This window comes from Lacimicrobium alkaliphilum, from assembly GCF_001466725.1.
Classification (GTDB): Bacteria; Pseudomonadota; Gammaproteobacteria; order Enterobacterales; family Alteromonadaceae; genus Lacimicrobium; species Lacimicrobium alkaliphilum_B.
Map to the genome: position 1 here is coordinate 1,978,428 of NZ_CP013650.1, position 21,925 is coordinate 2,000,352.

Genomic DNA, 21,925 nt, shown 5'->3' on the forward strand with positions numbered 1-21,925 from the left:
ACACAGAGTTGGTTGCAGGCACAGCAACTTACAGCCGAGCCGGAGTTACTGGCCATGTATGGCAGTTCACCGTTGCAGCTTAAAGCCCTGTTAGAAGACAGTGACGGGCCGGATTATGCCGGTTTTAAACAACAACTGGCTGAGGTAATTGAAGGGAAAAAAGATGCGCTGGAGCTGGCCAACGCCTGGCAGGAGCAGGCCGACAGATTATTAGGCTGGCTACAGTTTGACCTGCTGCAACGGTTAAAACAACAGCCCCGGGATGATAGACTCTGGCACCTTTGTACACAGTGCACCAAAGCCAAAACCCAGGTCAGCAATCCGGGCCTGAATAAGGCGCTGTTGCTGAATACTGTATTGCAATCCTTAACCCAATTGAGGAACTGAAGTCGTGTTTGTAGATTCTCATTGCCATCTTGATCGCCTGGAACAAACCCCTGAACAACTGGCCCAGACCCTGGAGCAGGCCAGAGCCGCCGGTGTTGAGCATTTTCTGTGTGTCAGCGTATCGGTCAAAGACTATGACAGCATGCAAGAGGCGGTAAAAGACTTTAAGGATGTATCAGTGTCCTGCGGGGTACATCCGCTACACCAGGAAGATGCCTGCAGTTATGAAGAATTGCTGCAAAAAGCCAGTCGCCCTGAAGTGGTGGCCATAGGTGAAACAGGGCTGGATTACTACTACAGCGCAGAGACGCGCGATGTACAAAAACAGTCTTTTATCGACCATATCAAAGTGGCCAATGAGTTACACAAGCCGCTGATTATTCATACCCGCGACGCCCGCGAAGACACTATTGAGTTGTTAAAAGAGCACAAGGCGCCCCATACCAAAGGCGTGCTGCACTGCTTTACCGAAAGCCTGGAGATGGCAGAACAGGCCATGGTCATGGACTTTTATATCTCCATCTCCGGCATTGTCACTTTTAGAGCCGCCGAAGAGCTTAAAGAAGTGGTCAGACAGCTGCCACTGGAGCGCCTGTTGATTGAAACCGATTCCCCCTGGCTGGCACCGGTGCCGCACCGTGGCAAACAAAATCAACCGGCTTATGTCAAAGATGTGGCCCGGTATATTGCCGATCTGAAGCAGATGCCGCTGGCAGAATTGGCAAAAATCACCACAGACAATTTCTACCGGCTTTTTGATCGTATCCCTGTAAATCACTGATAAGGCCAGAGCAGGAACACAACATGAGCCAATGTACCTCTGCACTGGTGATGGTGCCGCCTAAGGATTTTAGCTTTAATAGCGAGACCGGCGCAGATAATGGTTTTCAGCAACGTCTTGCGCTCTCATCTGAGCAAATACGCCAGCAGGCCATGGTAGAGTTTAAGCAGATGGTGGCAAAACTCAGTCAAGCCGGTGTACAGGTGCTGGTTTTTGAGCCAGAGCAGAACGGGGCAAAAACCATGCCTGATGCGGTGTTCCCTAATAACTGGTTTACCACCGCTGCCGATGGCACGCTCGCGGTGTACCCCATGGCCACAGAAAATCGCAGACGGGAAGTGCAGCCGCAACAATTACGCGCTTTTTTGCAGCGGCAGGGCTTCACGGTAAATCATCTTCAAGACTGGCGCGCACAGGCTCAAAGCGGCGAGTACCTTGAAGGTACCGGTGTGATGGTATTTGACCATCAACACAAGCGCCTTTACGCGGCCCGTTCACTGCGCTGCCATACCCGGTTACTCGAAGCCTGTGCAAGCGCCCGTGAGTATCAGCTTCAGGCGTTTGATACCAGGCTTTCTACCGGTGAGCCGGTGTACCATACCAATGTGATGATGTCGGTCGGTGAGGGCTTTGCGGTCATTTGCGATGAGGTGATTGTAAAGTCCCAGCGTGAAAAGGTGATCAGCGCCTTAAAGCAGCATCATGAGGTTATCAGCATCAGCGAAACCCAGTTAGGCCAGTTCTGCGGCAATATTCTGCAGATGAAAACCACCCGCGGCGAGCCATTGATCCTGATGTCACAATCTGCCTTTGACGGTTTTACCCGACAGCAAAAAGATCAGCTAAGCCGCCACGGTAAACTGTTACCCTTTGCCATTCCCACCATAGAACAAATCGGCGGCGGCAGCGTGCGCTGTATGCTGGCAGAGATTTTTTTGCCATAGCACAGATACCAGTTTTAGCCTAAGTACATTGAAAAGCTGAACATTTTCAGCAACAGAGAATTGCACTGCTCCCGGCGCTGGGGCATAGTTACGTAGAGAATGAGTTCGGTTCTCCTATGCCGGCAATCTTCAAAATAGTTCATTTAGTCAGGCTATCTCTGCTCTCTGAATTGCAAGTATGTTGGAAGGCCGGGTAACTTATAAAGGAAATGGATTATGGATAGTAAGCTTCGGATATTTGGGATAGGGAGTCTGCTTTTTTTGAGCGCCTGTGGTGGCGGAAGTGGTGATACCAAATCAAATAGCCCCCCGGCAGATGGTGGCAATACGCCGCCTGCAGCTCAGGGAATGTTTAGCCTGGATACAGTCAAATCAAACTATTGTGATATCGAAAGTCCTTATCCGGGCGTTGACGTATTAGTGCACGATGAGGAAGGAGAAATAATCGCTTCCCTTGCAACGGATTCACAAGGCAAACTCGAAGCCGAATGGCCTGCGGGTGCTGCTCACGTAACTGTTATTGGAGAAGCAAACGGAAGTGGTAAGCCGGTTACAGAGATCACTTCAAAATTAGATACCGGGCCAATTGATCTCGGCGTATTCAGTTTTACAGATTCTCAGAATAAAGTTGGCTGTAACTGCCGTGATATCAGACTAGAGTTGGGCGAGTTAGATGCCAGTTATCCTGATTATCAGTTCTACTCCAGCTTCCAATCCAGTTTCCTATCTCCTTCTGCCGAGATGATGGTTCAGGTGTGTGATAATGATGACACCATAGATGTGATGCTGAAATCAGACGCTGCGGCGCATGCCATTGCCGGTCAACTGACAATAGGTGGGGAGTCGCGCTTTGTGCTCAAACCGGAAGATTTTACCGCAGAAGGAGTGCCGGTTGAGGTTAACTTAGCCGTGCCGGATGCTACTGAATTCGCTGGAAATTGGTACAGCGTTTCATGGGATAAGAGAAAAGGGCAGTGGTACCATACTACCCAGAATCTCGCCAATCCCGACAACCTTTTTATTTTCCCGGCATTGTCGGAGTTTAATGTTGTCAGATATCTTGCGGTGGAATCAGGAGTTGTAGATGGCCTTGATTTCAGTATGGCAACATTCAGTTACCGTACGGTTCCGGATAACGGAGAGGCTGAGGCTTATACCCCAATGTTTCCTGATCAGGGGCTGGCTGAGAGTTTTAGCTCCTTTAGTGATGCTGTTGCTGGTCAGGGCGATACAATGTTTGATTTCACTGTATTTAATGAAAAAGTTAATACATTCAGACTTGATATTGGAGTGGTGGATTCTAACAACGGTAGACTGAGTTGGTTAATTGTAGCCCCTCCAAAAGGAAAAATACCTGATCTGGATCTACCTCAAGTTTATAAGTCACGAATTGAGTCAGGTGAGATAAATTCTATTCAATTCTTACTGTCTGCCTATGGTTCATCTTCTTATGACGATTACTTAAGAGAATATACCGAGGCTTCCAGATCCGAGAACTGGTATCAATCAGAATTATATGATGACTATGACTACCTAAGCTTCCTGGTCTACCTTCGATAAGAGATAGGATTTCGCATTATCGGGGGAGAATTTCCCCCAAAATAATCTACGTCAAACACAATAGGGGTGACATTTTACAGCAGCGTCATAATACTGTGGGTTTTTGTGCGGCTGGTAGCGGGGCTCCAGGTTTTTAAGGGATTAAAATCATGAGGAAGAAAAAGGTTTTCTGGTCAATATGGAGTATTTTTACCGTCTCTGTAATTTTGTTTTTCTATGCTTTGGGTGAACTGGAGCAAATGGATTTTGGTAAGTCAGTTATTCTTACGGCCATCCCACTGGTAGCTGCAATCCCCTCTATCGCTGGGTTAAAGGCAGCGATGATAGATAGGCTAAAGGTATTCTCAAATAAATTTCAGTGGTTAAAGCCCTTAGCTTTAATCATTGGCGGGATCTCACTGGCGGTGTTTTTGTATGGTTTTCTCTGCAAAAGCTGTTTCTGGGCGATGGACCAGTATTTGATCCCCGCTGGCATTTCTCTGCTGTGGTCAGGGGCGCTGTATTGGTTTCTTGTTGCCTTTCCTGATGTCCCTGACAAACCTTCCCCGGATGAAAGATTTTTCAGCAAGCTTTCAGTCAGATTTAAAAGGTTCGTCTATTTACTCTTTGCCCTTACAGGCCTGGTTTTAACCATGGCCATTGTGGTTTTTACTGTCAGAGGCTTAAGGATTTGGCTGTAAAGCTAAAGCCAGAGCAAATTTGATGCTTAACCTCGCATATAAAACCGGAAACTGACTTCGGTTTCGGCTTCTACCGGTTTACCGTTTTCAAATTTGGGCGCATAGCGCCACTTTTTCAGGGCGTCTTTAATGGCCTGTACAAAAGAAGACGGCCCTACCTGTGCCGTTACTTCGGGGTCTCTTACAAAGCCTTCCTTATCCACTTTGATGTTCAGCACCACCGTGCCGGTTTTACCCGTAGCAGCGGCGTTATAAGGGTAATCAGGCATCAGGCGAAACAGCGGAACCTGCTCCTGAGTATCTTCCCAGGGTTGCATGGCACCAATTTGTTGGCAATGTTCTGTGGCCTGTTCACTTTGCCCCAGACTTTCATAAGCGTGAATCAGAAAACTGCGGGTCAGAATCTCATAAGGGTGAGTCTTTTCCAGTCCGGAAAAGGCAGCCATATTCTGATTTAACAGGGTTACTGCATCCTTATAGTCTTTTCTGGCGATGTGATACTTTGCCAGATAAACCTTACTTTCTATCAATAAGGTATCATCAGGCTCCAGCGCTTCGCTGAGTACCTGATGCGCCTCTTCAAGTAATGAGGCATGCCGTGATTGCTGTTCCAGATACTCCTGGCCGACAATCAGTTTAATTTGTCCGGCTTGCGCAGCGGGTTTGTCATCAGCCAGGTTCGCGGCCCGACGGAGTATCGCCAATGCGCCTTTTCTGTTGCTTTGCAGGCGGCTGATCTCAATCAGTGGATCTAACAGCTCAACGGCTTTCACACCATAATGCTGCTCGTAAATCTCAATTGCCATTTCAAACAGCTTAACGGCCGAAAAGGCGTCAGTTTCTCGCAGTGCCAGCCCATAATTGTGCGCCAAAGCCGCAGTATTAGTATGCTTTGCACCGTACAGTTCACCGCCCAACGCAAAGGCCTGGTTGGCAGCACTGATGATGTCATCCCGTGAACCATTTTGCAGTGATTGCTGATAGGCCTGAAATGCCTGTGCAAAATCCTGGCTCAGATCGGCATTGGCATGGAAGGATAAGATTGCTGCAAGGATTGCGGCACGCAGAGGAAATTTCATAATGAAGTCCTTTTCAGTGTTGTTCGCTGCTTGTTTTATATTTATTGAGTTACCGTAAAGGAAGTTGTCTTTAATGGCAAATTTGCCAGGGGAATTCGAAAATTATTCGTTGTTGTTATAGAATGCGCGCCGGTTTGGCAGTCTGCTGATTACGCACTGCCTGTTGGTCTCAAGCTCCGGTAAAATACCCAAATGACCTCAATTTGTCGATTTCAGCGGGAGGTAAAAGCGTTTTAGGCAAGGCAGGTGTTGACAGGTTTAGTGGGCCTAAATCAACAACATCTAACGCAGCATAAAACGCTTTTAGCCCCGCCCTCCGGGAGCCACTGGGCACTTCCACTGCTGTGTTACACTGGTTCGAAAGGTAGACGACATTCCTTCTCCAGTGTGCCTTGCATTGAAAGCGCCCAGTGGCTCTGAAACTGACAAATTGAGGTCACTTGGGTATCTGTTCCGGTTCGCTTAAGGAAAAAAGATGTCTGAAGTTATTGTTTGCGCGCTGTATAAGTTCGCTACCCTGGATAATTATCAATCCATTCGCCAGCCCCTGCATCAGTTAATGGAAGAGCAGGGCATTAAAGGTACGCTGTTACTGGCCCATGAAGGCATAAACGGTACCGTTTCCGGCAGCCGTGAAGCCATTGATACTCTGTTGGCCTGGCTGAATCAGGATCCGCGCCTGAACCCAATCAGTTACAAAGAATCAGTCGATGCCGAACAGCCTTTTCACCGTACTAAGGTTAAGCTGAAAAAAGAGATCGTAACCATGGGCGTTGAGGGCATCGATCCGCGCCAGACCGTGGGTACCTATGTTCAGCCCCGCGAGTGGAATGATTTAATCAGCGATCCTGAAGTATTGTTAATCGATACCCGCAATGACTATGAGATTGAAATCGGCACCTTTAAAAATGCGGTCAATCCGAAAACCGATTCTTTCCGTGAGTTTCCTCAGTATGTGAAAGAACAGCTGGACCCGGCCAGACACAAGAAAGTGGCCATGTTCTGCACCGGCGGTATTCGCTGTGAAAAATCCACCGCCTACTTAAAAGAGCAGGGCTTTGATGAGGTTTACCACTTAGAAGGCGGTATTCTTAAATATCTTGAAGAGATGCCAAAAGAAAACAGTTTATGGGAAGGGGACTGTTTTGTATTTGATAATCGCGTGGCGGTGAATCACGATTTGGAGCGCAGCGGTTATGATCAGTGCTATGCCTGTCGATTGCCGATCACAGAAGAAGATAAACACAGTGAGCAGTATGAGCGCGGTGTTAGCTGCCCCCGTTGTTATGGCACCCACAGTGAAGAACAGATTGCCCGCTTCCGTGAGCGTGAAAAGCAGGTAACCCTGGCCCGCCAGCGCAATGAAGAGCATGTAGGCTCCGAAGCCAGAGAGGCCATGGAAAAACGCCGTCGACAGAAGGCTGAAGAAAAACGCGCCCGCGCACTGGCGGCGAAAGCCGCAAAAAAGTCGAAGTTAAAAAATTAGCAAACCCTTGTTGAGGTCAGTCAAAATCCAGTAAACTGGCCTCATTACACCATCCAATATTCTGTGTTGAAGTACCAACACACAGGGAGAGAAAAATGTCAGACAAGGCATTAACAGACAGTCAGGTTGCAGAAGTCCGCAAGGAGTTTGATTTTTTTGACAGCGATAACAACGGCATGATCGATCTCGGTGAGTTTATCGAGCTGTTAACCGTATTGTCACCTAAAACCAAGGTTAAAGCGGTGCAGGAAGCCTTTGATCTGATTGATGAAAACGCAGACGGTCATATCGACTTCAATGAATTTCTGACCTGGTGGCAGCAAGGCTGGTGGGAATACTAAGGTCGTTATACGTTTTTTCAGCCAGATGATCCCTTGAATTAAGCAAAGCGTCTACGGAGTAGGCGCTTTTTATTTTTTGCATTCTGGTTTATGTACTGAGCAGTCACATTTTCTCTCTTCTTTTAGTGATATGCTCAGTTTCATGGATAGCAGCGCGCTACAGAAAGAGTACACATCTTGAAGGCCCAGTCGGGCCCTTTTTTGTTTTATACAAATCGTCTAGCCAGTCTCTCTTTTAGCAGTTAATAGTCTAATGAGGTGTAGGGCGCATACTATAGTTGATGCTCCACTCAACCTGTTTAAGAAAAAAATGAAAAAGATCTCTTATCTGGCTGCCGCTTTGTGTTGCTTGTCTGCAGCTGTGCTGGCAGATACCGCCGCAGAAGTGCAAATGACCATCGAGAAAAATAACGCTTACACCAAAGCGAATATGCAGTCTCCTGCAGACCCAACCTCAGCGAAGGGCTCCATGGAGTTCTGGTCGAGTGGTGGATTAATGCAATCCGTTCCTGCGTCATCGCCGGTGCAGAAGTTCGAACGCTTTGGGCTTACCCCAAAACATATCCATGTGATTACCCTGGAGGAGGGGAAGTCAGCCGTGGCGATGTACTATTCAGAAGGTGCGTACCAGCCTGAGGGCATGGCGCTGACATCAAACTATCTGACCCGGGTCACCGAGGTCTATGTCAAAGAAAGTGGTAAATGGAAAGTGCGCGTCGCGCATTTTTCACCGGTTTCAGGTGGTGAAGGTACCAAGCAAACCAGTCTCGACTAAAACAAAAAAAAGCGCCCTCGGGCGCTTTTTTTTACAGGCTAATTCAGCCATTTAACGCGGTGTGGGGGTCTTCGTATGTCAGCCCCAGTTTTTCACCTAAGGCATCGACAACCGCTTTGTAGGTCACTTTCCCTTCGTGCACATTCAGACCATTGAGTAAGTGTTGGTCTTCCAGCATGGCTTTTTTCGGGCCTTTATTGGCCAGCGCCAGACCGAAGGGCAGAGTGGCGTTATTCAGCGCCATGGTTGAGGTTCTGGCCACACCGCCTGGCATGTTAGCCACGCAGTAATGCACCACACCATCAATGGTATATACAGGGTCCTGATGGGTTGTGGCTTTGGAAGTTTCAAAACAACCGCCCTGGTCAATGGCCACATCCACTACCACAGAACCTTCTTTCATATTGCGGATATGCTCGCGGGTCAGCAGTTTAGGCGCTGCAGCCCCGGGGATCAGTACCGCGCCAACCACCAAATCAGCGTGCGCAGAATAATGTTCTATAGCATCTACGGTAGAGAATACGGTTTTCACCTGGCCATTGAAAATATCATCCAGTTCACGCAAACGGGGCAGGGAACGATCCAGAATGGTCACATCGGCGCCAAGGCCTAAGGCCATTTTTGCTGCATTGGTACCGACCACGCCGCCACCAATCACCAACACTTTACCAGGGGCTACACCGGGCACACCACCTAGCAGGGTGCCGCTGCCGCCATGGGCTTTTTCCAGATAATGAGCACCGGCCTGCACTGACATACGTCCGGCTACTTCGCTCATTGGCGCCAGCAGAGGCAGGCCGTTGCGGTTATCGGTTACAGTTTCATAGGCGATACAGGTTGCACCTGAGGCGACCAGTAATTCGGTCTGAGTAGGATCCGGTGCCAGGTGTAAAAAGGTGTACAGGGTCTGGCCTTTTCTGAGCATCTTGCACTCATGGGGCTGAGGCTCTTTGACCTTTACGATCATGTCAGCTTTGGCGAAGATCTCTTCCGGCGTATCGATAATGCTGGCGCCAGCGGCAACGTATTGCTCATTGGTAAAACCAATGGCGGCGCCACCGTTATTTTCTACAATCACCTGATGACCATGGGTGACAAATTCTTTAACGGCGGCCGGGGTCAGGCCAATGCGATATTCATGGTTTTTTATTTCTTTGGGTACACCGATCAACATGCTTTATCTCACCTTGGTAACAATTTTGTAAAGGCGAAGTATAGGGTAAGTTTTTCAGCAGGTTGTACTGAATATAATTCAGAATCAGGATATAGTGCTGCTATAAATCGGTTCGTCAGATGAATATATGCTGGTAAAAACACCTAAACATCTCGATCGTATTGACCGCAATATCCTTGTAGAGCTGCAAAAAGACGGTCGTATATCTAATGTAGAGCTGTCGCGCAGAGTGGGCCTGAGCCCGACACCATGCCTTGAGCGTGTGCGGCGTCTGGAGCAACAAGGCTATATTCTTGGTTACTATGCCCGGCTCGATCCCACCAAGCTCGGAGCAGCCATGCTGGTGTTTGTGGAGATTACATTAACCAAGACCTCGGTAGATATCTTCGAAGAATTTTCTGCTGCAGTGAAAAGGCATGAGGATATTCAGGAATGCCATCTGGTTTCCGGGGATTTTGATTTTCTGCTCAAGGCTCGCGTGGCGGATATGTCCAGCTACCGCAAACTGCTGGGCGACACCTTACTGAGGCTGCCAGGTGTGAGCGAGTCCCGCACCTACGTAGTGATGGAAGAAGTTAAACATACCAGTACCATTAAAATAAGCCTGAAGTAACGTTGAACTTTCAACGCTAGGATTTTACCCCCATGACTGGTATCTTTTAGGGCTGATTGCAGTCTGACAATAATGATTACGAAAACCTCTATGGCGCGACTTTCCGGTACCCAAAGGATTATGGAAGTGGGCATGATAGTAAGCAGTGTCTTTGCCCTGTTTCTGTTGCTCGCTCTGGCTTCATTTGACCCCGCTGATCCAAGCTGGAGTCAGGCCGGCTTCCGTGAACAAGTAGAAAATGCAGCAGGCCCCGTCGGAGCCTGGTTTTCCGATATCCTGCTCAACAGCTTTGGCTATATCGCCTACCTTTTTCCGTTTGGGGCCGCGTTATTCGGCTGGTTTTTATTCCAGCAGACCAAGCAACTCTCCGAAATTGATTATCTGACTATAGGTCTGCGCCTAATTGGCGTGATTCTGCTGCTGGTGGGTGCTACCGGGCTGGCCAGTCTTAATTTCGATGATCTCTTTGTGTTCTCAGCCGGCGGTTTTGTCGGTGATGTGATCAGTTCCCGACTGCTGCCATATTTTAATCTGGCCGGCACCATCTTATTGTTACTGTGCTTTTTCTGTACCGGTTTTACCCTGATGACAGGGATTTCCTGGCTGGCAATTATCGATACCACAGGGGCCGGCACTATAACTGCAGTAAATGGCCTGATGCGGCTGCCCGCAAAAGTTCAGGGGGCCAATATGCCGGGCCTGCCAAGGCTCAGTTTTAATCCGCTGAAACGGCAAAAAGACGACAATCCTCAGCATAATGGGGCGTCAAATACAGAGCCTGCATTCGCTGCATTTACTCAATCCAAGCGTGAACCTGTGCTCGAATCAGGCTTTGCCGATGAATCTGTTATCAGTGAACCGGTTTACAATGAGCCTGCTGTAAAAAGAAAAGCGGCCAAAGCACCGGCAAAAAATATTAAGGAACAACCACAAACCCAAGGCTCTGAAGCGGTGGGGGAGATGCCCACAGTGGAGTTGCTCGACAGACCCGACAAGGTTAAAAACCCTATTACTCAGGAAGAGCTGGAGTCGGTATCCCGTCTGGTGGAAGCCAAACTGATGGACTTTGGCATCGAAGCCAGAGTGGTGGGGGTGTATCCGGGGCCGGTGATCACCCGTTTTGAGCTGGATCTGGCGCCTGGCGTAAAGGTCAGCAAGATATCCGGCTTGTCCAAAGATCTGGCCCGGGCTTTATCGGCTATCTCTGTACGGGTGGTGGAAGTGATCCCCGGAAAATCGGTAATCGGCCTGGAATTACCGAATAAAAACCGTGAAATGGTGCGTTTGTCTGAGGTCATCGAATGTGATGCCTTCCAGAAGTCCGGCTCTAATCTGACCATGGTGCTGGGCACGGATATTTCCGGTAAACCCGTAGTGGTGGATCTGGCCCGTATGCCTCATTTGCTGGTTGCCGGTACCACAGGTTCGGGTAAGTCGGTGGGGGTCAATGTGATGATCCTCAGTCTGCTGTACAAATCTACCCCCGAAGACGTGCGCCTGATCATGATCGACCCCAAGATGCTGGAATTGTCGGTTTATGAAGGCATTCCCCATCTGCTGGCTGAGGTGGTCACCGATATGAAAGAGGCGGCCAATGCGCTGCGCTGGTGTGTGGGAGAAATGGAGCGCCGCTATCGGCTGATGTCGGCCTTAGGCGTACGTAATCTTAAGGGCTATAACGCCAAGATTGCTGATGCCATTGCGCGGGGTGAACCGATTAAAGACCCGCTGTGGAAGCCGGAACAGAGCATGGAGCCTGAAGCACCGGATCTGGAAAAACTGCCGAGTATCGTGGTGGTGGTGGATGAGTTTGCCGATATGATGATGATCGTAGGCAAAAAGGTTGAAGAGCTGATTGCCCGTATCGCGCAAAAAGCCCGTGCCGCCGGTATTCATCTGATCCTGGCCACGCAGCGCCCTTCAGTAGATGTGATCACCGGTCTGATTAAGGCCAATATCCCTACCCGTATTGCCTTTCAGGTGTCATCGAAAATTGATTCGAGAACCATTTTAGACCAGCAGGGTGCCGAAGCCTTGCTGGGAGCCGGTGATATGCTTTATCTGCCTCCGGGCAGCGGTGTGCCGACCCGTGTTCACGGTGCCTTTGTTGACGATCATGAAGTGCATGCGGTGGTGGCCGACTGGCAAAAACGCGGCAAACCCGATTATATCGATGAAATTCTCTCCGGCGAGGGCAGTGGTGAGATCATGTTGCCCGGCGAGCAGGCGGAAGGGGATGATGAGTCTGACCCCCTTTATGATGAGGCGGTAGCCTTTGTGACCCAGAATCGTCGCGCCTCGGTGTCAAGCGTACAGCGCCAGTTTCGCATCGGTTATAACCGTGCGGCCCGTATTGTCGAGCAAATGGAACATTCTGGTGTGGTCAGTGCCCAGGGGCACAATGGCAACCGCGAAGTACTGGCACCGCCACCTCCATGAGAATTCTCGCTGTTGAGTTGGTAAATCTCCTGTTCAGGCTGTACTCAGCTTCAATGTCGACAATGGTGTTTTAAAAAATTGGTTGTTAAACGAATGATTAAAAAGTTTCTGTGTGTATGTGCTCTGGTATTGTCGCTTCCTTCCGCGGCCTCTGAGACAGAAAACAGCGCCGCTGAATTAAAGGCCCGGCTAAGTGAACTGCACAGTTTTGAGGCCGGCTTTGAACAGCAGGTTACGGATATGCAGGGAGAATTGCTGCAGTCGGCAACGGGTAAACTGCAGTTGCAGCAACCCAACAAAATGCGCTGGCAACTCTATGAACCTGATGAAACGACGCTTATTGCCGACGGTGACACAGTCTGGCATATCGATCCTTTTATGGAGCAGGTGATTGCCTATGAGCAGAGCCTGGCTGTGCAGGGCAACCCGCTGATTCTGCTGGCTGAACCAGACAGCGATCACTGGCAGTCCTTTCAGATAAGCCAGCCAGAGCCTGATCGTTTCGTGATAAAAAGTGAATCCGAAGACAGTCAGGTTGCCAGTTTAAGCCTTACCTTTGAGGATGATGTGCTGGTGCAACTGACCTTTGAGGATCGCCAGCAGCAGCGCACCCAAATGGTCTTTAGCCAGATTGCCAGCAATATTGCACTGGCTCCTGAATTGTTCGAATTCACCCTGCCGGAAGGTTATGAGCTTGATGATCAGCGCTAGAAGGTGCGGGGAATGAGCCAGTCTTTTGACTTTGGTGAGCAGAAACCCTTTGTGCCACTGGCCGCCAGAATGCGGCCTGTTCATATTGATGATTATATGGGCCAGCAGCATATTCTGGGGCCGGGAAAACCGCTGCGTGCGGCGCTGGAGCAGGGCAAGGCCCATTCCATGATCCTGTGGGGCCCGCCGGGTACCGGAAAAACCACCCTGGCGGAGCTGATCGCCCACTATGTGGATGCCCATGTGGAGCGCATTTCCGCGGTGACCTCGGGGATCAAAGATATTCGTCTGGCCATAGAGAGTGCCCGCCATCAGGCGGCCTCAATGGGCAAAAAGACCCTGTTGTTTGTGGATGAGGTGCATCGCTTTAATAAAAGTCAGCAGGATGCATTTTTACCTCATATTGAAGATGGCACCGTCATCTTTATCGGCGCCACCACCGAAAACCCGTCGTTTGAGCTTAACAGTGCACTGCTGTCCCGTGCCCGTGTGTATGTGCTGAAAAAGCTCACCCGTGAAGACCTCAGCGCCATGTTACAACGCGCCCTGGCTAGCGAAGAGTTCAGCCAGATTCAGTTGGAGGATGAGGCGGCAGCGCTGTTATGTGAATTGTCAGGCGGTGATGGACGCAGATTGCTGAATTACCTGGAGCTGGCGGCGGATTTTGCTCAGCAGGGGCAGATCAACACCGAGGCGATCAAAGAAGCGGTTGGCGGCAAAGTCATGAGTTTTGACAAAGGCGGCGATCAGTTTTATGACATGCTCTCGGCCTTGCACAAGTCCGTCAGAGGCTCCAGCCCTGATGGCGCCCTGTACTGGTATGCAAGAATGCTCGAGGGCGGTTGCGATGCGCTGGTGATTGCCAGACGCCTGCTGGCCATTGCCTCAGAAGATATCGGCAATGCCGATCCCAGAGCGCTGCAGATCTGTTTAAACGGCTGGGATATTTATCACAGAGTGGGCCCGGCAGAAGGCGAACGGGCGATTGCCCAGGCGCTGATTTATTGTGCCTGCGCGGCCAAAAGCAATGCCGTGTATATGGCCTTTAGTCAGGCCAAGGCTGATGCGAAGGACTTACCCGATTATGAGGTACCCCATCATTTACGCAATGCGCCGACTAAATTAATGAAAGAGCAGGGCTTTGGTGAGCAGTATCGCTATGCCCACAATGAGCCGGGTGCCTATGCCGCCGGAGAGGTCTATTTGCCACCAGAGATACAGGAAAAACGCTACTATCAGCCCAGTGAACGGGGCCTGGAAAAGCAAATTCGCGCCAAACTGGAGCACTTAGCTCAACAGGATCAGCAAAGCGATGTTCAGCGCTACAAGTAGTCTCGGGCTGTATATGGTTATAGCCCTTGGCGGCGCCCTGGGGGCCTGCCTGCGTTATTTTATTTCCCAAATGGCGTTGCAATGGTTTGGCAAAGGTTTCCCCTTTGGTACACTAGCGGTCAATATTCTGGGCTCCTGCCTTTTGGGCATCGTTTACGGGCTGATTGAGAGCGAATATGTCGCCGGGCACCCCTGGCGTACGTTTTTAAGCATCGGTTTTATTGGCGCCCTGACCACGTTTTCCACCTTCTCGCTGGATACCCTGTTGCTGATGCAGCAAGGGGCCTGGCTGAAGGCTGGTATGAATATCCTGTTGAACCTGTTTGCCTGCCTGCTGGCGGCCTGGTTAGGCATTAAATTGATTATGATGAAAGGTTAATCACAGAGCATGTTAGATCCTAAATATTTGCGTAATGACATTGAGCAAACCCGTGAAAGATTGCTAAGCCGTGGCTTTGAGCTGGATATACAGCAGTTTCAGCAACTGGAAGAAAAGCGCAAAGCCTTACAGGTACGTACTCAGGATCTGCAGAATGAACGTAATGTGCGCTCAAAAAACATCGGCAAGGCTAAGGCGGCCGGTGAAGATATCGCCCCCTTGCTGGCTGAAGTGGGCCAGTTAGGTGATGAGCTGGATGCGGCCAAAGCTGAGCTGAGCCAGTTACTCGACGAGATAAACCAGTTGTCTCTGACGCTGCCGAACCTGCCCCATGAGTCAGTGCCAACCGGAAAAGATGAATCGGAAAATGTCGAAATCGAACGTTGGGGTAAGCCCCGCCAGTTTAGTTTTGAGGTGAAAGATCATGTGGATCTGGCGGCTGAGCTGGGCAAAGGGCTGGATTTTGAGACGGCGGTAAAGCTCAGCGGCTCGCGTTTTGTGGTGATGCGCGGCAAAATTGCCCGTCTGCACCGTGCACTGACACAGTTTATGCTCGATTTGCATACCAATGAGCATGAATATCAGGAAGTCTATGTGCCTTATCTGGTCAATGCTGACAGCCTCACCGGTACCGGGCAGTTGCCAAAGTTCGGTGAAGATCTTTTTCATACCGGTCCTGCCACAGAAGAAGGGCAGGGCTTGTCTCTGATCCCCACCGCTGAGGTGCCACTGACCAATATTGGCCGGGATGAAATATTCCCTGCCGATGCGCTGCCTGTGCGTCTTACGGCCCACACGCCCTGTTTTCGCAGCGAAGCGGGCTCTTACGGCAGAGATACCCGCGGGCTGATCCGTCAGCATCAGTTTGACAAGGTTGAACTGGTGCAACTGGTTCACCCGCAAAAGTCCTTTGAGGCACTGGAAGAACTCACAGAACATGCGGAAAAGGTATTGCGTTTGTTGGGGTTACCCTATCGGAAAATGCTGCTGTGCACCGGAGATATGGGCTTTGGCGCCTGTAAAACCTATGATCTTGAAGTGTGGCTGCCGGCACAGGACTGCTACCGTGAAATTTCCTCCTGCTCTAATATGCTGGATTTCCAGTCGCGCCGGATGCAGGCGCGTTTCCGTAACCCGGAAACCAACAAGCCGGAGCTGCTGCACACCTTAAATGGCTCGGGCCTGGCGGTTGGGCGTACACTGGTGGCGATACTGGAAAACTATCAGCAGGAAGATGGCAGTATTGAAGTACCGGATGTGTTGCGTCCTTATATGGGTGGTCTGGAAAAGATAGTCTGAGCAGCGAAATGTTGAGGTTTACAAGGCTATAGGCCGGACTTTATGTCCATGGATGGACGGTATGCCGGAAATGTCAGGAACATTTTTTCGGCGATGTCCATGGATGGACGGTATGTCGACGTTGCAGGGAAACATATCGTCGACGAGCCCGACAAACATATGATGTCGGGATAAATCCCGACCTACGGTCCGAGCCGTCCATTACACACGTCTGTTGGTATTAATGCTGATTGATGGCGTTTGTGCTTTAATAACAATAAGTAAGCAGCGTAGTGACACTAATGAAAGTAACCTCAGATGTGCGGCTTTTGATGAAGCTGCTGTATTACACCACCATGATCATTACCATGGGGTTGGTGCTGTATCTGTTCTGGCTGGCGTTTGTGGCGGTTTATAATGGCCTGATTGCCATGTAATACCAGTCCGCACAGATAATTAAAGGCATTTGGCTGGCTTGGGTAGCCCTGCGATTTTGGTGGCCTGTTTAGCCGGCCCATCAGGGAACAAGCGATGCAGATAGCGGCTGTTGCCTTTTTCCGGGCCAAACTTCGCCGCCATGGCTTTGACCAGTGCACGGATCGCCGGGCTGGTATTAAACTCAAGGTAAAATTCCCTGACAAAACGCACCACCTCCCAGTGGGCCTCGCTCATTTCAATCCCTTCTTTTTCTGCTAATGTGGCCGCTAACGCTTCGTTCCATTCCTGATGATCTTTAAGATAACCGGACTTATCCAGCGCAATCCTGCGGCCCTCAAATTCAATCTCTTGTGTCATTACCAGGTTACCGTTTTGTCGTATTTCAGGGTAAGCGCTACAAAGCCCGCATAGTCGATAACTTCAATACCCTCACAAGCGCCATCTAATCCACGTGCTTGCCTGTCTTCCCTCAGCGCGTAGATGTTTTTTATGCCTGTGTTGGCTAAATCTTTGCCCCTTTGTGCATAGACAGCATTCTGAATCAGTAATACGCCATCGCTCTTCTCAATGGCGCTCAGGCATTGGCTGAACGCGTCTGTGGCCGGGCTTTGGGTAAGGATATGCAGAATCATCAGAAATTCACTATATGATCAAATTTGGCCAGCACGGCGCGCCATTGCTGCGGTGACTGCAGATCGGCCTGAATACAAAGATCCTCAGCATTTATACCTCGTTGCGCCAGGCTGTCAGTGCAGACCACCGGCTGACTGACATCGTAAAAATCCAGCGCAGCAAAGGTTTTGCTGTAGTTTTTACGGCCAATCGCCACACTGTGTTGATTCTTTAACAGCTGGTAGACGCCATCACCGATAAAAAACAGCGTCACCGGTTGCCCGAAGGTGCCACTAACCAGCGCCAGATCCAGTGCCTCCTGACCATCAGAGGTACCATGAGGCGGATGCCGATTAATAATAGCGAGCGAAGGTAATGACATCATAATTGTACTACCCGATCAGCCTCATTCATCAGCTCGATCAGCTGGCCCAGACCACTGGCCTGAAAGGGAGGTTTAAGACTGCTCCCTGGTATGCCCTGTTCAGCGGCATCGGTTTCGCTGATGACCCCACGGCGGGCCGCAGCACTGACACACACATGCAGGGGAATACCCTGTTGCGCCAGTTCCAGCCAGGCACAGTAGGGCTGGAACTCATCACCAGGAACGGATTGCAGGGCATTGGCATTGTGTACACCGTCCTGATAGAAAAAGATCCCGCTGAGCTGGTGTCCGGCATCAAGGGCCGCCCGTGCAAAATTAAGCGCGCTGGCAGCACCTTGCTGATCAAAGGGGGAGGAGGTTACGACAAGAGAAAATTTAGCCATGGCTGAAAAATAAACGCCCCGCAGTGCGGGGCGTATCCGGTAAAAGGGTTACGCTCAGTCGTCGCCGCCGAAAGCACCCAGCAGGTGCAGGATAGAAACGAACAGGTTGTAGATGCTCAGGTACAGACTGACCGTGGCACGGATATAGTTGGTTTCGCCACCGTTGATGATACGGCTGGTATCAAACAGGATAAAACCAGACATGATCAGCACGATGCCGGCACTAATAGCCAGGCTCATGGCCGGAATTTGTAGGAAGATATTAGCAATAGCCGCCACAATTGCCACAATCAGGCCGATCATCAGAAAGCCGCCCATAAAAGAGAAGTCTTTTTTGGTGGTCAGCGCATAAGCAGACAGACCAAAGAACACCAGGGCTGTGGCACCGAAGGCCTGAGCAATTAACTGCGGGCCACCGGCGAATCCGGCGTAGTAGTTGAGGGTGTAACCGAGCGAGCCGCCCAGTAAACCAGTAAAGGCAAAAACCCAGAAGATACCGGAAGCAGAATCTGCTTTCTTATGCACCACAAACAGCAATACAAAGGCGCCGATACTCATGGCGATAGAAGCCAGTGGAGAAATACCGATTGCCATAGTTGCAACAGCACATACGGCGCTAAAGGCCAGCGTCATCGCCAGCAAGCTGTAGGTATTGCGCAAGACCTTGTTAGTCTGTAGCGCAGAAACCTGCGATGAACTGCTATGAAGGGTTCTTTGTTCCATTTTTTACTCCGCGTTTAACAGGCTAAATAATTCAACCGTACTCTATGACGTATTTGTATGGCCTTTAGTTCCGTTTTTCAAGCAATACCGTAACTGGCAACCAACATATCCGTCAGATTGCTGAATACTACAGCAATCTGGTTAAAGATACGTCACTCGGCGACGATTAGTTTAATTTAGACTTTACAATATTCACAAAGCTCATTAGGATACGCCCCACTTAAACGGAGAGTTGGCAGAGCTCGGTTGAATGCACCTGACTTGAAATCAGGCGAAGGGTCAAACCTTCCGGGGGTTCGAATCCCTCACTCTCCGCCATATTAAACGAAAAAAGCCCCTGCGCAGTCCGCAGGGGCTTTTTTCGTTTAAGGCGGTCGAGTCGAGGACTTGGTTCGAACCCCTCGGTTCGACAAAAATGTAGGGAACATTTTTGGACAGCCGAAGGCTGGTCGCGAAGCGACGAAATACAAGGACGTATTTCGCAATCCCTCACGGTGCATCAGCTAACTCAGATGCTCAGCTCAGCAGCTGTTCATCGGGGCTTTTTTCGTTTAAGGCGGTCGAGTCGAGGACTTGGTTCGAACCCCTCGGTTCGACAAAAATGTAGGGAACATTTTTGGACAGCCGAAGGCTGGTCGCGAAGCGACGAAATACAGGGACGTATTTCACAATCCCTCACGGCTCAACATGGTGTTCATTTTTATTTGCTTCACTCCTTTCCCAAAACAGATGTAACGCTTTGTTACGTAAAGCGCTTTACTCCACCTCGGCAATCCATTTATGCTTGCCAGCAGGTATTACCAATCCAGATAAAAGGAGTTATCGATGCTTGCAGCAGTTCAGTTTGTTGCCATTGCTTGCGCGCTGATTTTTACCGGCGCGGCGGTGTATATTAATTTAGTGGAACATCCCACCCGCCTCAGTTTTTCCAATTCCATTGCGTTGTCTGTGTGGCTGCCCAGTTATAAACGGGCTACGCGAATGCAGGCGCCGCTTGCGCTGATCAGTGGTTTTGCTGCAGCCTGGGTCTGGTGGTTAAATGGCAGTCTGGCATGGTTATTTGCCGGTGTACTGATTCTGTTGGTTGTCCCTTTTACCTTTGCCGTGATTATGCCGGTAAATGTTGAACTGCAGCGCACAGATCTTGAGCCGGAATCAGTGCGTACGCGCAGGTTACTTGAAAGCTGGGGCAGATTACATGGTGTCAGAAGTGTACTGGCTTTACTGTCATCCTGTTTAATGCTGGCTCAATTGGTAGGGCGTTAGCGATTAAAACAAAACGCAATATGGCTATAACGCTGCTGAAAACTCTTAGACCTGGATTTCTGCTGCTGAGTGTCTCGGTTATTTTTCTGGCTGTGACTACCGCCTGTTATCTGCAGGGCACAATTGACTGGCCAAAAGTGCCCAGATACTCTTGTGTGCATTGTTTGGACATATCAGCGTTAATTGCCTGAATGAATATCAGGACTTTCGCTCAGGTCTGGATTTCAAAACCATCAAAACCCCTTTCAGCGGTGGCAGTGGCGCCTTGCCTGAGCATCCTCAGGCTGCGCCTGCCGTGCTAGTGATGGCTGTGGTCAGCTTGGTGCTTTGCGTATCACTGGGTTTGTATCTGGTCAATGGCATGGGCTGGCTAGCCTATGGCATGGGATTATTGGCGGTGACACTTATTCTCAGCTACACACGTTGGCTTAACCGCATGCCTCTGGTGTGTTTAATGGCACCGGGCACGGGTTTTGGTATTGTGATGGTGACCGGTTCAATATATGTGCTGACCGGGCGTTTGGAGCTGTTTGGGCTGGTTGTGTCACTGCTCCCCTTTTTTCTGGTTAATAATCTCTTACTGGTAAACCAATACCCGGATATTAAAGCTGATCGCGAACATGGCCGTCGTACCGCGCCGGGTCATTATGGCACAAAAGCCAGTAACCGGATCTACGCATTCTTTAGCTTATGCTGCGGACTTACGTTGATAGTGGTTCTGCTGATGGCTCAGGGCAGGGGATGGTCTTGGTTACTAATGTTGCCATTGCTACTGAATATAAAGGTGTTGTCCGGCCTTGTCAGAGAAAACTATCAGGCAGCGGGCTTTCAGAAAACCATGGCCTTAAATGTGATGGTGACCTTGTTGGTGCCGGTGCTGACGGGATTATGGCTGATTGGCCGGGGGTGATAGATTGCACTTTTCAAACAATACCTGCCAGAACCTTATATGCTCACTAAGGCTGTGACGGTAGTGTTCAAACTCAGTCTGACGCTGATCCAGCCAGTCACTCATCGGTGGGTGTGCCTGCAGTAATGATTGCCACAGCGGCATGAGCTGGTAATAGATATCATTGGTCCGACTTGCCAGGGGCTGAATTTGCTTAACAAAAAACAGCCCGAATACGTTACGCAGATATTTCACCTGCTCCAGCGCCTTACCATCCGGGCATTGTATATCTCTGGCGTGCAGCCATTGGGTCAGCGCACTCAGGTGTAACTGAAGCATTCGCTGGGTCCTGAATACCCGTGCCATCAAACGTGCCTGTTGTAATTGTTGCAGGTGCTGTTCCAGTTCACCTGAGTGATGCGGCTGTGCTGATTCCGGGCTTAAGCTCAGCAGGTATTGCAGAGACTGGCGGGTTTCACTCAGGCGGTCAGTTTGTTTGCTCTGCACCCAGCCGCTGTTGCGGCCAAGGGCATGGCGAATTTCCTCACTTTCAAGTAGGCGTTGCCACTGAAGGTTCAGTGCAGTTTGCTTTTGTTGTTGCCAGTGGCGTAATTGCTGTTTAAGTGCAGCATCTTGTGTGCTGTTCAGACATGACTGTAAGGCCTGCAGCAGCTTAAGCTCATAAATATATCGCTGCGACGGCGCCTGAATTTTCCCCAGCGCGGTGTTGCGCTCAGCAACAAGGCTGTAGAGGCTGCAGTCCCTGAGCTGATAAAAGTCTTTGATGCTGATTTGGAGCGTATCTTTTGATGTCTGCTGTTTGGGCGGCACAGGCAAAGGGGGCATATCGGCAAGTTCTGCACCAGGGTGATCCAGCACGCTTGCCAGACGCTGACTGTATTCCCCGGTGGTGTCATTAATATCGGCCTGAAAACTACAGCCGCTCAGAATCATGGTTGTTATCAGTATCAGCGGTTTAAATGGCAAGGTTGCCCCTTGTCAGTAGTATTGCTCGTCGTCGGCGTTAATACGGTAACTGAGCTTGCTATGTTCTTCGTCCACATGCAGGGTAATGCGTATGGGGTGACAGCAATTTGTACAGTCTTCATAGTAATCCTGATCACCCTGGCTGTAATCAAGGAGTAAATGCATTCCATGACCGCAATGGGGGCAATCGACATGAACGTTTTTTGCTTTCATGCTGTTCTCCTGCTTTTGATGGGTTAATATTCCTGACCTCAAAGTGCCGCTGAACTTATCCCTCTAATCT

26 protein-coding genes and 1 tRNA gene are annotated in these 21,925 nt (G+C 50.0%); 18 read left to right on the forward strand and 9 right to left on the reverse strand.

What is annotated here, in order from left to right:
• Positions 1–12 precede the first annotated feature (12 nt).
• The 5 genes from AT746_RS20030 (at position 13) to AT746_RS09025 (ending at position 4,352) form a co-directional block, all read left to right on the forward strand.
• Positions 13–387, forward strand: coding sequence for a hypothetical protein (locus AT746_RS20030; RefSeq protein ID WP_062479427.1), 375 nt, complete (start codon positions 13–15; stop codon positions 385–387).
• 4 nt (positions 388–391) lie between these two features.
• Positions 392–1,168, forward strand: a complete 777-nt coding sequence (locus tag AT746_RS09010; protein ID WP_062479430.1) for a TatD family hydrolase — start codon at positions 392–394, stop codon at positions 1,166–1,168.
• Positions 1,169–1,191: 23 nt separating this feature from the next.
• The gene (locus AT746_RS09015) at positions 1,192–2,112 is read left to right on the forward strand and encodes an arginine deiminase-related protein (protein ID WP_062479433.1); all 921 of its coding nucleotides are present in this window, start codon (positions 1,192–1,194) and stop codon (positions 2,110–2,112) included.
• Positions 2,113–2,328: 216 nt separating this feature from the next.
• Positions 2,329–3,672, forward strand: coding sequence for a hypothetical protein (locus tag AT746_RS09020; RefSeq protein WP_062479437.1), 1,344 nt, complete (start codon positions 2,329–2,331; stop codon positions 3,670–3,672).
• 149 nt (positions 3,673–3,821) lie between these two features.
• Complete coding sequence (locus AT746_RS09025; RefSeq protein ID WP_062479440.1) at positions 3,822–4,352, forward strand: hypothetical protein; 531 nt, start codon at positions 3,822–3,824, stop codon at positions 4,350–4,352.
• Between the two features lie 26 nt (positions 4,353–4,378).
• Here AT746_RS09025 and AT746_RS09030 read toward each other — a convergent pair whose 3' ends face one another.
• Positions 4,379–5,431, reverse strand: a complete 1,053-nt coding sequence (locus tag AT746_RS09030; protein ID WP_062479444.1) for a TonB family protein — start codon at positions 5,429–5,431, stop codon at positions 4,379–4,381.
• Positions 5,432–5,906: 475 nt separating this feature from the next.
• Here AT746_RS09030 and AT746_RS09035 point away from each other — a divergent pair, with 475 nt between their 5' ends.
• The 3 genes from AT746_RS09035 to AT746_RS09045 all read left to right on the forward strand — a co-directional run bounded on the left by AT746_RS09035 (position 5,907) and on the right by AT746_RS09045 (position 8,033).
• The gene (locus AT746_RS09035) at positions 5,907–6,917 is read left to right on the forward strand and encodes a rhodanese-related sulfurtransferase (RefSeq protein ID WP_062479446.1); all 1,011 of its coding nucleotides are present in this window, start codon (positions 5,907–5,909) and stop codon (positions 6,915–6,917) included.
• A gap of 95 nt (positions 6,918–7,012) precedes the next feature.
• Positions 7,013–7,258 carry an EF-hand domain-containing protein gene (locus AT746_RS09040; protein ID WP_062479448.1) on the forward strand — a complete coding sequence of 82 codons (246 nt, stop codon included), beginning with the start codon at positions 7,013–7,015 and terminating at the stop codon, positions 7,256–7,258.
• 310 nt (positions 7,259–7,568) lie between these two features.
• Positions 7,569–8,033 carry a nuclear transport factor 2 family protein gene (locus AT746_RS09045; RefSeq protein ID WP_062479450.1) on the forward strand — a complete coding sequence of 155 codons (465 nt, stop codon included), beginning with the start codon at positions 7,569–7,571 and terminating at the stop codon, positions 8,031–8,033.
• 43 nt (positions 8,034–8,076) lie between these two features.
• On the opposite strand, the gene ald is transcribed toward AT746_RS09045, so the two are convergent.
• On the reverse strand, positions 8,077–9,207 hold the full coding sequence (gene ald, locus AT746_RS09050) for an alanine dehydrogenase (protein ID WP_062479453.1): 1,131 nt from the start codon (positions 9,205–9,207) through the stop codon (positions 8,077–8,079).
• 127 nt (positions 9,208–9,334) lie between these two features.
• Here ald and lrp point away from each other — a divergent pair, with 127 nt between their 5' ends.
• The 7 genes from lrp (at position 9,335) to AT746_RS20170 (ending at position 16,396) form a co-directional block, all read left to right on the forward strand.
• On the forward strand, positions 9,335–9,820 hold the full coding sequence (gene lrp / locus AT746_RS09055) for a leucine-responsive transcriptional regulator Lrp (protein WP_062479456.1): 486 nt from the start codon (positions 9,335–9,337) through the stop codon (positions 9,818–9,820).
• A gap of 90 nt (positions 9,821–9,910) precedes the next feature.
• On the forward strand, positions 9,911–12,259 hold the full coding sequence (locus AT746_RS20235; protein WP_062479459.1) for a DNA translocase FtsK: 2,349 nt from the start codon (positions 9,911–9,913) through the stop codon (positions 12,257–12,259).
• A gap of 93 nt (positions 12,260–12,352) precedes the next feature.
• Positions 12,353–12,970: an outer membrane lipoprotein chaperone LolA gene (gene lolA / locus AT746_RS09065; RefSeq protein ID WP_062479461.1), complete on the forward strand. Its 618-nt coding sequence runs from the start codon at positions 12,353–12,355 to the stop codon at positions 12,968–12,970.
• Positions 12,971–12,982: 12 nt separating this feature from the next.
• Positions 12,983–14,302 (forward strand): replication-associated recombination protein A, encoded by a 1,320-nt coding sequence (locus AT746_RS09070; RefSeq protein WP_062479465.1) that lies wholly within the window; start codon positions 12,983–12,985, stop codon positions 14,300–14,302.
• The gene (crcB, locus tag AT746_RS09075) at positions 14,283–14,681 is read left to right on the forward strand and encodes a fluoride efflux transporter CrcB (protein ID WP_062479468.1); all 399 of its coding nucleotides are present in this window, start codon (positions 14,283–14,285) and stop codon (positions 14,679–14,681) included. The genes AT746_RS09070 and crcB overlap by 20 nt, the downstream gene beginning before the upstream one ends.
• A gap of 9 nt (positions 14,682–14,690) precedes the next feature.
• On the forward strand, positions 14,691–15,980 hold the full coding sequence (gene serS, locus AT746_RS09080) for a serine--tRNA ligase (RefSeq protein WP_062479470.1): 1,290 nt from the start codon (positions 14,691–14,693) through the stop codon (positions 15,978–15,980).
• Between the two features lie 281 nt (positions 15,981–16,261).
• Entirely contained in the window at positions 16,262–16,396 is a 135-nt protein-coding gene (locus AT746_RS20170; protein ID WP_257721081.1) for a hypothetical protein, read from the forward strand.
• A gap of 19 nt (positions 16,397–16,415) precedes the next feature.
• Here AT746_RS20170 and AT746_RS09085 read toward each other — a convergent pair whose 3' ends face one another.
• The 5 genes from AT746_RS09085 to AT746_RS09105 are packed head-to-tail and all read right to left on the reverse strand — an operon-like array spanning position 16,416 to position 18,500.
• Positions 16,416–16,754 (reverse strand): TusE/DsrC/DsvC family sulfur relay protein, encoded by a 339-nt coding sequence (locus AT746_RS09085; protein ID WP_062479473.1) that lies wholly within the window; start codon positions 16,752–16,754, stop codon positions 16,416–16,418.
• The gene (gene tusB / locus AT746_RS09090) at positions 16,754–17,029 is read right to left on the reverse strand and encodes a sulfurtransferase complex subunit TusB (RefSeq protein ID WP_062479474.1); all 276 of its coding nucleotides are present in this window, start codon (positions 17,027–17,029) and stop codon (positions 16,754–16,756) included. Before tusB ends, AT746_RS09085 begins: the two co-directional genes overlap by 1 nt.
• Entirely contained in the window at positions 17,029–17,394 is a 366-nt protein-coding gene (tusC, locus tag AT746_RS09095) for a sulfurtransferase complex subunit TusC (RefSeq protein ID WP_231731051.1), read from the reverse strand. Before tusC ends, tusB begins: the two co-directional genes overlap by 1 nt.
• Positions 17,391–17,777 carry a sulfurtransferase complex subunit TusD gene (gene tusD, locus AT746_RS09100; RefSeq protein WP_062479475.1) on the reverse strand — a complete coding sequence of 129 codons (387 nt, stop codon included), beginning with the start codon at positions 17,775–17,777 and terminating at the stop codon, positions 17,391–17,393. The genes tusC and tusD overlap by 4 nt, the downstream gene beginning before the upstream one ends.
• Positions 17,778–17,831: 54 nt before the next feature.
• Complete coding sequence (locus tag AT746_RS09105) at positions 17,832–18,500, reverse strand: Bax inhibitor-1/YccA family protein (RefSeq protein WP_062479476.1); 669 nt, start codon at positions 18,498–18,500, stop codon at positions 17,832–17,834.
• A gap of 226 nt (positions 18,501–18,726) precedes the next feature.
• Between AT746_RS09105 and AT746_RS09110 the strand changes: the two genes are divergently transcribed.
• The 3 genes from AT746_RS09110 (at position 18,727) to AT746_RS09120 (ending at position 20,676) form a co-directional block, all read left to right on the forward strand.
• Positions 18,727–18,818, forward strand: a tRNA-Ser gene (locus AT746_RS09110).
• Between the two features lie 507 nt (positions 18,819–19,325).
• Positions 19,326–19,766: a DUF1772 domain-containing protein gene (locus AT746_RS09115; RefSeq protein ID WP_062479477.1), complete on the forward strand. Its 441-nt coding sequence runs from the start codon at positions 19,326–19,328 to the stop codon at positions 19,764–19,766.
• Between the two features lie 151 nt (positions 19,767–19,917).
• Positions 19,918–20,676, forward strand: coding sequence for a prenyltransferase (locus tag AT746_RS09120; protein WP_257721082.1), 759 nt, complete (start codon positions 19,918–19,920; stop codon positions 20,674–20,676).
• Here AT746_RS09120 and AT746_RS09125 read toward each other — a convergent pair.
• Together AT746_RS09125 and AT746_RS09130 are read right to left on the reverse strand one after the other, a co-directional pair.
• A complete protein-coding gene (locus tag AT746_RS09125; protein WP_062479483.1) occupies positions 20,653–21,642 on the reverse strand; it encodes a DUF3080 family protein in 990 nt (329 codons plus the stop codon). The two genes, AT746_RS09120 and AT746_RS09125, sit on opposite strands and share 24 nt — an antisense overlap.
• A 12-nt stretch (positions 21,643–21,654) precedes the next feature.
• Positions 21,655–21,855 carry a CPXCG motif-containing cysteine-rich protein gene (locus AT746_RS09130; protein WP_062479486.1) on the reverse strand — a complete coding sequence of 67 codons (201 nt, stop codon included), beginning with the start codon at positions 21,853–21,855 and terminating at the stop codon, positions 21,655–21,657.
• Positions 21,856–21,925 lie beyond the last annotated feature (70 nt).

What these genes read in the sequence shown, in the direction of transcription:
- AT746_RS09015 (WP_062479433.1), top strand. Translation starts at nt 1,192, where the DNA reads ATGAGCCAATGTACCTCTGCACTGGTGATGGTGCCGCCTAAGGATTTT.
- AT746_RS09020 (WP_062479437.1), top strand. Translation starts at nt 2,329, where the DNA reads ATGGATAGTAAGCTTCGGATATTTGGGATAGGGAGTCTGCTTTTTTTG.
- AT746_RS09025 (WP_062479440.1), top strand. Translation starts at nt 3,822, where the DNA reads ATGAGGAAGAAAAAGGTTTTCTGGTCAATATGGAGTATTTTTACCGTC.
- AT746_RS09030 (WP_062479444.1), bottom strand. Translation starts at nt 5,431, where the DNA reads ATGAAATTTCCTCTGCGTGCCGCAATCCTTGCAGCAATCTTATCCTTC.
- AT746_RS09035 (WP_062479446.1), top strand. Translation starts at nt 5,907, where the DNA reads ATGTCTGAAGTTATTGTTTGCGCGCTGTATAAGTTCGCTACCCTGGAT.
- AT746_RS09040 (WP_062479448.1), top strand. Translation starts at nt 7,013, where the DNA reads ATGTCAGACAAGGCATTAACAGACAGTCAGGTTGCAGAAGTCCGCAAG.
- AT746_RS09045 (WP_062479450.1), top strand. Translation starts at nt 7,569, where the DNA reads ATGAAAAAGATCTCTTATCTGGCTGCCGCTTTGTGTTGCTTGTCTGCA.
- ald (WP_062479453.1), bottom strand. Translation starts at nt 9,207, where the DNA reads ATGTTGATCGGTGTACCCAAAGAAATAAAAAACCATGAATATCGCATT.
- lrp (WP_062479456.1), top strand. Translation starts at nt 9,335, where the DNA reads ATGCTGGTAAAAACACCTAAACATCTCGATCGTATTGACCGCAATATC.
- AT746_RS20235 (WP_062479459.1), top strand. Translation starts at nt 9,911, where the DNA reads ATGGCGCGACTTTCCGGTACCCAAAGGATTATGGAAGTGGGCATGATA.
- lolA (WP_062479461.1), top strand. Translation starts at nt 12,353, where the DNA reads ATGATTAAAAAGTTTCTGTGTGTATGTGCTCTGGTATTGTCGCTTCCT.
- AT746_RS09070 (WP_062479465.1), top strand. Translation starts at nt 12,983, where the DNA reads ATGAGCCAGTCTTTTGACTTTGGTGAGCAGAAACCCTTTGTGCCACTG.
- crcB (WP_062479468.1), top strand. Translation starts at nt 14,283, where the DNA reads ATGTTCAGCGCTACAAGTAGTCTCGGGCTGTATATGGTTATAGCCCTT.
- serS (WP_062479470.1), top strand. Translation starts at nt 14,691, where the DNA reads ATGTTAGATCCTAAATATTTGCGTAATGACATTGAGCAAACCCGTGAA.
- AT746_RS20170 (WP_257721081.1), top strand. Translation starts at nt 16,262, where the DNA reads ATGAAAGTAACCTCAGATGTGCGGCTTTTGATGAAGCTGCTGTATTAC.
- AT746_RS09085 (WP_062479473.1), bottom strand. Translation starts at nt 16,754, where the DNA reads ATGACACAAGAGATTGAATTTGAGGGCCGCAGGATTGCGCTGGATAAG.
- tusB (WP_062479474.1), bottom strand. Translation starts at nt 17,029, where the DNA reads ATGATTCTGCATATCCTTACCCAAAGCCCGGCCACAGACGCGTTCAGC.
- tusC (WP_231731051.1), bottom strand. Translation starts at nt 17,394, where the DNA reads ATGATGTCATTACCTTCGCTCGCTATTATTAATCGGCATCCGCCTCAT.
- tusD (WP_062479475.1), bottom strand. Translation starts at nt 17,777, where the DNA reads ATGGCTAAATTTTCTCTTGTCGTAACCTCCTCCCCCTTTGATCAGCAA.
- AT746_RS09105 (WP_062479476.1), bottom strand. Translation starts at nt 18,500, where the DNA reads ATGGAACAAAGAACCCTTCATAGCAGTTCATCGCAGGTTTCTGCGCTA.
- AT746_RS09115 (WP_062479477.1), top strand. Translation starts at nt 19,326, where the DNA reads ATGCTTGCAGCAGTTCAGTTTGTTGCCATTGCTTGCGCGCTGATTTTT.
- AT746_RS09130 (WP_062479486.1), bottom strand. Translation starts at nt 21,855, where the DNA reads ATGAAAGCAAAAAACGTTCATGTCGATTGCCCCCATTGCGGTCATGGA.